Source organism: Seohaeicola zhoushanensis (assembly GCF_014656415.1).
GTDB classification, from domain to species: Bacteria; Pseudomonadota; Alphaproteobacteria; order Rhodobacterales; family Rhodobacteraceae; genus Seohaeicola_A; species Seohaeicola_A zhoushanensis.
Genome location: NZ_BNCJ01000008.1, coordinates 172,781 through 181,604 on the forward strand (window position 1 = coordinate 172,781; position 8,824 = coordinate 181,604).

10 protein-coding genes and 1 pseudogene are annotated in these 8,824 nt (G+C 67.1%); 7 read left to right on the forward strand and 4 right to left on the reverse strand.

What is annotated here, in order from left to right; genetic code table 11:
• The first annotated feature begins 35 nt into the window (after positions 1-35).
• Positions 36-458 (forward strand): PaaI family thioesterase, encoded by a 423-nt coding sequence (locus IE266_RS15070; protein WP_189680919.1) that lies wholly within the window; start codon positions 36-38, stop codon positions 456-458.
• A gap of 57 nt (positions 459-515) precedes the next feature.
• Here the strand turns inward: IE266_RS15070 and IE266_RS15075 are convergent, their stop codons facing one another.
• Positions 516-743: a DUF1127 domain-containing protein gene (locus IE266_RS15075; RefSeq protein WP_189680920.1), complete on the reverse strand. Its 228-nt coding sequence runs from the start codon at positions 741-743 to the stop codon at positions 516-518.
• A gap of 93 nt (positions 744-836) precedes the next feature.
• Here IE266_RS15075 and IE266_RS15080 point away from each other — a divergent pair, with 93 nt between their 5' ends.
• The 3 genes from IE266_RS15080 (at position 837) to rpsI (ending at position 3,370) form a co-directional block, all read left to right on the forward strand.
• Positions 837-2,249, forward strand: coding sequence for an aminotransferase-like domain-containing protein (locus tag IE266_RS15080; RefSeq protein ID WP_189680921.1), 1,413 nt, complete (start codon positions 837-839; stop codon positions 2,247-2,249).
• 165 nt (positions 2,250-2,414) lie between these two features.
• Entirely contained in the window at positions 2,415-2,873 is a 459-nt protein-coding gene (gene rplM / locus IE266_RS15085) for a 50S ribosomal protein L13 (protein WP_189680922.1), read from the forward strand.
• A 5-nt stretch (positions 2,874-2,878) separates the two neighbouring features.
• Positions 2,879-3,370, forward strand: coding sequence for a 30S ribosomal protein S9 (rpsI, locus tag IE266_RS15090; protein WP_189680923.1), 492 nt, complete (start codon positions 2,879-2,881; stop codon positions 3,368-3,370).
• Positions 3,371-3,439: 69 nt separating this feature from the next.
• Here the strand turns inward: rpsI and IE266_RS15095 are convergent, their stop codons facing one another.
• Together IE266_RS15095 and IE266_RS15100 are read right to left on the reverse strand one after the other, a co-directional pair.
• On the reverse strand, positions 3,440-4,315 hold the full coding sequence (locus IE266_RS15095; RefSeq protein WP_189680924.1) for a DMT family transporter: 876 nt from the start codon (positions 4,313-4,315) through the stop codon (positions 3,440-3,442).
• 114 nt (positions 4,316-4,429) lie between these two features.
• Positions 4,430-5,701 (reverse strand): DEAD/DEAH box helicase, encoded by a 1,272-nt coding sequence (locus tag IE266_RS15100; protein ID WP_189680925.1) that lies wholly within the window; start codon positions 5,699-5,701, stop codon positions 4,430-4,432.
• A gap of 357 nt (positions 5,702-6,058) precedes the next feature.
• On the opposite strand from IE266_RS15100, the gene IE266_RS15105 reads away from it, so the two are divergent.
• Positions 6,059-6,472 (forward strand): Fur family transcriptional regulator, encoded by a 414-nt coding sequence (locus IE266_RS15105; protein WP_189680926.1) that lies wholly within the window; start codon positions 6,059-6,061, stop codon positions 6,470-6,472.
• A gap of 2 nt (positions 6,473-6,474) precedes the next feature.
• Here IE266_RS15105 and IE266_RS15110 read toward each other — a convergent pair whose 3' ends face one another.
• Entirely contained in the window at positions 6,475-7,524 is a 1,050-nt protein-coding gene (locus IE266_RS15110) for an AbrB family transcriptional regulator (protein ID WP_189680927.1), read from the reverse strand.
• Between the two features lie 105 nt (positions 7,525-7,629).
• Between IE266_RS15110 and IE266_RS15115 the strand changes: the two genes are divergently transcribed.
• Positions 7,630-8,499: a DMT family transporter gene (locus IE266_RS15115; protein ID WP_189680928.1), complete on the forward strand. Its 870-nt coding sequence runs from the start codon at positions 7,630-7,632 to the stop codon at positions 8,497-8,499.
• 72 nt (positions 8,500-8,571) lie between these two features.
• Positions 8,572-8,824: pseudogene (gene eno / locus IE266_RS15120) on the forward strand (phosphopyruvate hydratase); the annotation flags it as partial.

The window sequence follows — 8,824 nt, forward strand, 5'->3', positions numbered from 1 at the left end:
CCTAGTCGGCCCAAAGGGGATGAGGAACAGGATTAATGGCATTGGCACTGACCCGCGACGAGGTTGCGGAATTTCTCGACGAAGTCTTTCCGCAGGTGCGGGGCGATTTCCGGATCGACGCATTGTCCGAGACGCATGTCACCATGCGCCTGCTTGCGCATGACCGACACCTGCGGCCCGGCGGCACCGTCTCTGGGCCGGCGATGTTCTCGCTTGCGGATGTGGCGGCCTATGTGATCGTGCTGGGCCGGATCGGGCGCAAGGCGCTGGCGGTGACGACGAACTGCTCGATCGACTTCATGCGCAAGCCGGTCTCGGGCGTCGACCTGATCGCCGAGGGGCGGATCCTCAAGCTGGGCCGGCAACTGGCGGTGGTCGACGTGCTGCTGCACTCGGAAGGGTCCGAGGCGGCAGTGGCGCGGGCGAGCCTGACTTACGCCATTCCGCCCGACCGCTAGGGCAAAAAAATGGCCGGGCAGGGCCCGGCCAGGAAGGGTCTGTTGCCAGACGGGGATTCAGGGCTGCCAGAAGGGGCGTTTGGCCTCTTTTCTGGCCTGGGCGTGGGTCACGCCGATATCGCGCAACATGTGATCGTCAAGGCTCGACAGCGCGCGGCGGGTTCGGCTTCGCTGGTCCCATTGCGTCACCGCACCGGCAAAGCGCAGGGCAACCATGGCAATGACCGGCAGACGGGGGCTGGCGGCCAGCAGGGCGAGGCTTGGCTGGGTGAGGAGGCGTGTCATGGGATATCCTTTCTGATTGTATTGACACAATTTTGATTGTTCCGTAACATCGCAATACAATCGACAGAACAACTTGTCCAAGGGAGAATTGTATTGGGTACAATTTGGCCTGAGCTTGAATCCGCCACCGGCCCGAAATACCGGGTCCTTGCCGATGCGATCCGGCAGGCGGCGGGCGGGGGCGAGCTGGGCGAGGGCACGCGGCTGCCGCCGGTGCGCGAACTGGCGTTCCAACTGGGCGTGACGCCCGGCACAGTGGCGCGGGCCTATACTGTACTCACGGACGAAGGCGTGCTGACCGCCGGTGTCGGTCGCGGCACCTTCGTTGCGCCCAGGGCGCGGCGCGTGGAGGTCTCGGCCGCCGCCCCGGCCGAGGATGTCTGGTCGCAGAGCGATACACCGCCCGATGTCTACGCCGTCAGCCTGTTCAGCCCCCGCATTCCCGACGTGGGGCAGGTGGGCGCGATCCGCGCGGCGCTGGCGCAGGTCGGCGCGACGGACCCGATGCGGCTGCTGAACTACCCGACCCGCGACAGCTATCGCGCGGTCCGCGAGGCGGTGGTCGGCTGGCTCTCGGACGTGCCGCTGGGCCCGGTCGACCAGGAGGATATCGTGCTGACCAATGGCGGCCAGAACGGCATCTGCGTGGCGCTCCAGGCGATATTGCGCGGCCCGAGCCCGACCATCCTGGTCGAGGATCTCTCCTATGCCGGCTTCCGCCGCGCAGCCGAGCTGCTGCGCGCCGATGTGGTCGGCGTGGCGATGGATGCCCAGGGCGTGATCCCCGAGGCGCTGGAAGAGGCCGCGCGCCGCACCGGCGCGCAGGTCTTCTGCACGACGCCCGAGGTGCAGAACCCCACGGCGGCCTTCTGCCCGTTGGAGCGGCGGCAGGCGCTGGCGGCGGTGGCCGAGAAATACGACCTGCAGATCATCGAGGACGACTGCTACCGCATCGGCAACTCCAAGGCGCCGTCCTACCGCGCGCTGGCGCCCGAGCGGGGCTGGCACGTCTCGACGCTCTCCAAGACGCTGACCCCGGCGCTGCGGGTCGGCTATGCGCTGGCCCCGCGCGATCGGGCGGTGGATCTGCGCCGGGCGGCGGAATACGGCTATTTCGGCATTTCCGAGCCGCTGGCTGAAGTGACCCGAATCCTGCTCTCCGACCCGAAGACGCGCGACCTCTGCGCCCGGGCCCGTGTTCGGATCGGCGAATACGTGCGCCTTGCCGTCAACGCGCTTGGCCGGTTCGACCTGTCCTGGGATCCCGAGGTGCCTTTCCTCTGGCTGCGGCTGCCGCCGGGCTGGCGCGCCGCCGGCTTCTGCCGCGCCGCCGAGGCGGCGGGGGTACAGATCCGCTCGGCCGACGAATTCGCGCTGCGGACCGGGCGGGCACCGCATGCGGTGCGCATCGCGGTCAATTGCCAGGTCTCTCCGGCCTCCTTCGAGAACGCCATGCTGCGGCTGCGCGCGCTGCTGGACAACCCGCCGGAGCAGATCAGCGTCTGAATTTATGGGGTATTCTGATACCTATTTTGCAACCATCTGTTTTTGCTGGTAATTTCCGAGCGCAAGCCGCTTGACGCGCTCTTTGCGCCTTTGTAGATACCCCCAATCGAATTCGGGCAGGTGCCGGACGGCATCTGCCTTTCACGTCAAACGGGAAGCTCCCTCATGAAAACCTTTACTGCGACCCCGGCAGACATCGAGAAGAAGTGGATCCTGATCGACGCCGAGGGCGTCGTCCTGGGCCGCCTCGCAACGATCGTCGCCAACCGCCTTCGCGGCAAGCACAAGCCGACCTTCACCCCGCACATGGACATGGGCGACAACGTGATCGTCATCAACGCCGAAAAGGTGCAGATAACCGGCAAGAAGCGCGAAGAGAAATTCTACTGGCACACCGGACACCCCGGCGGGATCAAGTCGCGCACCAAGCAGCAGATCCTTGAAGGCGCACACCCCGAGCGGGTCGTGATGCAGGCCGTCAAGCGCATGCTGCAGGGCAACAAGCTGTCGCGCCAGCAGATGACCCACCTGCGGGTCTACGCCGGCACCGAGCATCCGCACGAGGCGCAGAGCCCTGAGGTTCTGGACGTCAAGTCCATGAACAAGAAAAACACCCGGAGCTGATCCAGATGGCTGACCAAATCAATTCCCTCGAAGACCTGAACAAGGTCGCCGGCGTTGCCGCCGCTCCCGTCGTCGACGCAGCCGCCTCGCGCGAGCCGGTGCGTGACGCACAAGGCCGTTCCTATGCCACCGGCAAGCGCAAGGATGCGGTTGCCCGTGTCTGGATCCGCCCCGGTTCGGGCAAGGTGACCGTGAATGGCAAGCCGATGAGCGAATACTTCGCCCGTCCCGTGCTGCAGATGATCCTGCGCCAGCCCTTCACCGTGGCCGGCGTTTCGGGCCAGTTCGACGTGATCGCCACCGTTGCCGGCGGCGGTCTCTCGGGCCAGGCCGGTGCGGTCAAGCACGGCATCTCGAAAGCGCTGCAACTCTACGATCCGGCACTGCGTGGCGCCCTCAAGGCCGCCGGCTTCCTGACCCGCGACAGCCGCGTCGTCGAACGGAAGAAATACGGCAAGGCCAAGGCGCGCCGCAGCTTCCAGTTCTCCAAGCGCTAAGCTTCGGATACGCTACACGGAAAGGGCCGCCCGGTTGGGCGGCCCTTTTCGTATTCAGCGGCGTTGTGTTCAGCGCCGGTTGATGAGGAAGATCCCGACCGCGACCAGCGCCAGCGCGACCCAGATCAGCGGGCCGATATGCTCGCCCAGCAGCGCCCAGCCCAGCAGCACCGAAAGCACCGGCGACAGGAAGGCGAAGGAGGCGACCGAAGAGGCGCGGTAGATCGTCAGCAGCCAGAACCAGCCGAGAAAGCCCAGCGAGGCGATGCCGATGGCCTGGAAGGCCAGCATCCCGACGTGGATCGGCTCGAACTCGCGGATCATCGGGCCGAACATGGGCGCGGCCAGCAGCAGCAACGGCCCGGATATGGCGACCTGGAACATCAGTTGTGTCACGGGCGGCGTCTGGGACAGCGGCGTGACCCGCACCAGCAGGGCGATCCCGGCCCAGAACAGCGCACCGCAAAGCGCGAGCACATCGCCGAGCAGCGAGGCGGTGCCGTTGGAGCGGTCGCCCATCGCGATAACAACCCCGAGCAGCGCCAGCGCCAGCCCGACAGCCCGCACAACCGAGAGCCTTTCACCCGGCAGCAGGAAATGCCCCGCCAGCGCCAGCCAGACCGGCATGCTGTAGAGAATGATCGAGGCGCGCGAGACCGTGGTCAGGTCGAGCGCGATGAAGATGCAGAAGAATTCGGCGGCGAAGAACAGCCCCGAGACGATGCCCCAGACCATCGCGCCGGGCGCGAGGGTGAGCCGGGCGCGGCGCAGCCAGATCCAGAGCAGCAGCACGCCCACGGCGGCAACCGAGCGCACGCCGGCCTGGGCAACCGGAGCCATGCCTTCGGTCGTCAGCTTGATGACGACCTGGTTCAGCGACATCAGGAAGGAGAAGCCGATGAGGGCGGTGGCCCCGAATCCGTCGATTGCACGTCTTTCAGTCATGGCGCTACAGGATGGGCGCGCCATTGACCTGTCAAGCCGTGCAAACCGCGAACCTGTGCCTGGAAACGAAACGGGGGCGCAGTGCGCCCCCGTCGAATGATCGTTCCATTCGGTTCAGGCGGCGGCCTTGGCCGCTGCCTTGCCCCGTCCGGGGCGGCGGCGGCGGCGCTGGCCGCCGGCACCGGCCGGCTTGCCCTGCGCGGGCTTCGGCCCGCCACGGCGCTGTCCGCCGGCGGGCTTGGCCGGAGCGGCCACTTCCCAGGCGCGGCCCGAGGCGACCGGGATCGACATGCCCATGGTCTTCTCGATGCCCTTCAGGTCGTCCATCTCGTCCGGCGCACAGAAGGCCACGGCGATCCCGTCCTTGCCGGCGCGCGCGGTGCGGCCGATGCGGTGGACATAGGAATCCGGCACGTTCGGCAGTTCGTAGTTATAGACGAACTTGACGTCCGGGATGTCGAGACCACGGGCCGCCACGTCGGTCGCCACCAGAACGGTGATGTCACCGGCCTTGAAGGCGGCGATGGCGCGGTCGCGCTGGCCCTGGCTCTTGTTGCCATGGATCGAGGTGGCGGCGAAACCGCGCTTCTCGAGCACGCGCATCAGTTTTTCCATGCCGTGCTTGGTGCGCCCGAAGACCAGCGCGCGCTCGGTGCGGTGCTTGTCGAGCAGTTCGATTAGCAGCTCGGTCTTCTCGGTCTTGGCGATGAAGTGCACTTCCTGCCGGACCTTGTCGGCGGCCTTGCCGGGCGGGGTCACTTCGATGCGGATCGGCTTTTCGAGATAGCTCTGCGCCAGCTCGTTCATCTGTTTCGGCATGGTGGCCGAGAACAGCATGGTTTGCCGCTCCTTCGGGATCTCCGAGGCGATGCGGCGCAGCGCGTGTATGAAGCCGAGGTCGAGCATCTGGTCGGCCTCGTCCAGCACCAGGAAGGTGCAGGGCTTGAGGTTGACCGCGCCGCGGTCGAGCAGGTCGATCAGACGGCCGGGGGTTGCGACCAGCAGGTCGGTGCCGCGTTCCAGCCGCTTGATCTGGGTGTTGATCGACTGGCCGCCGACCACCACGGTCACCTTCAGCTGGGTGCCGTTGACCAGGCCCTTGAGGTGCTCGGCGATCTGGCTGGCCAGTTCGCGGGTCGGTGCCAGCACGAGGCCGCGCACGCCTCTGGGGCCGGGACGGTTCACCAGGTCGAGCATCTGTGCCACCAGCGGCACGCCGAAGGCGGCGGTCTTGCCGGTGCCGGTCTGGGCCAGGCCCATCACGTCGCGCCCGTTCAGCGCATGGGGGATCGCCTGGGACTGGATCGGGGTCGGGTCGGTAATGCCCATCCGGGCAAGGCTCGCCACCAGTTTCGGCGGCAGGTTCATCATGTCGAAGTCGCTCAAAGTCTGTCCTTCTTGCGGCACATATCTATATGCGCCGCGCTCGCGCCGCCAGGATGACGGCCCGTGGGTATGCACCGAACCTCGGGCCCGGCGGCATCATGCCCGCGGACCGGTCCGGCGTTCTGCCCCACGCGTGATCTTGGGAACATCCGACGTCATCTTGCGATCGGGCCCACCTGGGGCCGGGCGGCTGTTGCGCCGCTCTTGGTCTGTCCTGCTCACGCAGCAGAAGAAGACGTCTGGCCGGCACATGGACGTTTTGCCGCGAAAAGTCAACCGCCGCCGCGACAAAGCCGGTGGAACCCGCTTGCATATCGGGCTAGAGAAAGGGTCCAGACGAAACAGGCGGGGCAGGCTATGGCGGATCCGATCATATCTCGGTGCGAGGCCAAGGGCCTGCGGATGACCGGCCAGCGCCGGATCATCGCCCAGGTGCTCGAGGAAAGCAGCGACCACCCCGATGTGGAAGAGCTCTATGCCCGCGCCAGCGCGCTGGATTCCGGCATCTCGCTGGCCACCGTCTACCGCACGGTGAAGCTGTTCGAAGAGGCCGGGATTCTCGAAAGGCTCGAATTCGGCGACGGCCGCGCGCGCTATGAGGATGCCGAGCGCGATCATCACGACCATCTCATCGACATCCAGACCGGCGAGGTGATCGAGTTCGTCGACCCCGAGATCGAGGCCCTGCAGGAGAAGATCGCGGCCAAGCTGGGCTACGACCTGCGCGGGCACCGGCTCGAACTCTACGGCGTGCCGCGCAAGAAGGGCTGAGCTCAGGCCGCCTGACGCGTGGTCCAGCGCAGCGCCAGCGGGATCAGCAGCGTCAGGATCAGCAGCCGCATGATGTGGCAGGCGGCGACAAGGCCGGGGCTGACGCCCATCACCACGCCAAGTGCGAACATCGTCTCCAGCCCGCCGGGCGCGAAGGCCACCAGCACATGCGCGACCGGCAGGTCCAGCGCCAGCGCCACCGGCGCGCTTGCCGCCGTGGCGATGGCGGCACCGAAGAGCGTGACACCCGCGCCCGCCATCGCCGAGTCGCGCAGGGCGCGCAGCGACATGCCGGAAAAGCGGGTGCCGATCAGCGTGCCCAGCACCAGGAAGGCGGGCGTCAGCATCAGCGACGGCACATGCCCCTCGACCGCGCCACTGACATGGGTGAGGCCGGTCACCGCCATCGGCCCCAGCACCATCGGCGCGGTGATCCGCAGGCGCATGAACAGCAGTCCCGCCGCGCCGCCGGCGACCAGCATCAGCGCGATCATCGGCCAGTCCATCGGCGCGCCGCGGTTGCCGCTGACATTGCTCAGCTCATAGCCCATCGCCATCGCGGCGAAAGGCACCACCAGGGTCAGCGCCAGCAGGCGGATGCTCTGGACCACGGCGACCCGGGCGACATCGCCGCCCATCTCGGCAGCCATGCTCAGCACGAAACTCAGGTGTCCGGGCGCCGAGGCCAGCACGGCCGAGCGCGGATCGAAACCGAAGCCGCGCACCAGCAGGTGCCGCCCCGACCAGATCGTCGCCACCATGGCGATGCCGAGCAGCACGAAGACGAAGGGAAAATGCAGGATCGCCGCGCCGGCGTCGGCGTTGAAGTTGCAGCCGATTTCCAGGCCCATCACCAGGAAGCAGATGTCGCGCACGCTGAGATCGATGCCGGTGCGCACGCCGGCCAGACCGGCCAGGCTGACAAGAACGGCGGGGCCGACGAGCACCGGCGCCGGGGCACCGAGCCAGCTTGCCAGGAGATACCCCGCCGCACCGATCCCGAGCGAGACGGCAGTGGTGACAAGCGAGGCGGCCTTGCGGGGTAATGGCATATGCGTTGCCTAGCATCGCACTTCGGCGGCTGCAATCCGCAGCCGCTTGCGGCCGCCGCGAAATGGGTTCATGTGGCGCCGCAAACGGCAGGAGATCGGGCCCGAATGGACAACTTGCGCGGCGCGGTGCTGATGACGCTGGCGATGCTGGGCTTTGCCTGCGGCGACCTCTTCATCAAGGTGATGACCCAGACCCTGCCGACCGGCCAGCTGCTGGTGCTGATGGGCGTGCTCGGCTGCATCGTCTTCTCGTCGGTGCTGGTGGCCAAGCGGCGGCCCTTGCTCAGCCGCAACATGCTCTCGGGTGCCATCGCGGTGCGCAACCTGGGCGAGATCGTCGGCACCGTCTGCTTCATCACCGCGCTGTCGATGACCACCTTCTCGATGGCCTCGACCATTCTGCAGACCACGCCGCTGGCGGTGACGCTGGGCGCGGCGCTGGTGCTGCACGAGCCGGTCGGCTGGCGGCGCTGGTCGGCCATCTGCGTCGGCTTCCTGGGCGTACTGATCGTGATGCGCCCCTCGGCCGAGGGGATCGACGCCGGAGCCATCTTCGCGCTGGTGGCGGTGGCGGGTCTCGCCTCGCGCGACCTGGCGACGCGGCTGGTGCCCGGGCAGATCGACTCGCTGCAGTTGAGCCTGCTCGGCTTCTTCATGCAGATCCCGGCAGGGTTGATGCTCGGGCTGGTCGACGACCGCCCCTGGGTGCCGATGCTGGGCACCGACTGGATGCACATGTGCGCGGCGGTCGCGCTCAACGGGATGGCCTATGTATCGCTGGTGACGGCGATGCGGGTGGGCGACATCTCCTTCGTCACGCTGCTGCGCTATACGCGGATCATCTTCGCGCTGATCCTCGCGGTGGTGGTCTTCGGCGACACCCTCGACGCTGCGATGCTGGCCGGTTGCGCTATCATCGCCGGATCGGGCCTCTACACGGTGATACGCGAGCGCAAAATCCGCGCACGCGCCTGATGGAGGCCTTTTCCTGCGCGCCCGGGGCCGCTATGACGCGCCCAACCCGTTCAGCTGCAAAGCGAGATTTTCATGAGCACCATCATCGACATCCACGCCCGCGAGATCCTTGACAGCCGGGGCAACCCGACCGTCGAGGTGGACGTGATCCTGGAAGACGGCACCCTGGGCCGCGCGGCCGTTCCCTCGGGCGCCTCGACCGGCGCCTACGAGGCGGTCGAACGCCGCGACGGCGACAAGTCGCGCTATCTGGGCAAGGGCGTGCTCGAGGCGGTTGCTGCCGTCAACGGCGAGATCGCCGAAGAGCTGATCGGCTTCGATGCCA

Coding starts and splice junctions, on each gene's coding strand:
- IE266_RS15070 (WP_189680919.1), top strand. CDS start 36: ATGGCATTGGCACTGACCCGCGACGAGGTTGCGGAATTTCTCGACGAA.
- IE266_RS15075 (WP_189680920.1), bottom strand. CDS start 743: ATGACACGCCTCCTCACCCAGCCAAGCCTCGCCCTGCTGGCCGCCAGC.
- rplM (WP_189680922.1), top strand. CDS start 2,415: ATGAAAACCTTTACTGCGACCCCGGCAGACATCGAGAAGAAGTGGATC.
- rpsI (WP_189680923.1), top strand. CDS start 2,879: ATGGCTGACCAAATCAATTCCCTCGAAGACCTGAACAAGGTCGCCGGC.
- IE266_RS15095 (WP_189680924.1), bottom strand. CDS start 4,315: ATGACTGAAAGACGTGCAATCGACGGATTCGGGGCCACCGCCCTCATC.
- IE266_RS15105 (WP_189680926.1), top strand. CDS start 6,059: ATGGCGGATCCGATCATATCTCGGTGCGAGGCCAAGGGCCTGCGGATG.
- IE266_RS15110 (WP_189680927.1), bottom strand. CDS start 7,524: ATGCCATTACCCCGCAAGGCCGCCTCGCTTGTCACCACTGCCGTCTCG.
- IE266_RS15115 (WP_189680928.1), top strand. CDS start 7,630: ATGGACAACTTGCGCGGCGCGGTGCTGATGACGCTGGCGATGCTGGGC.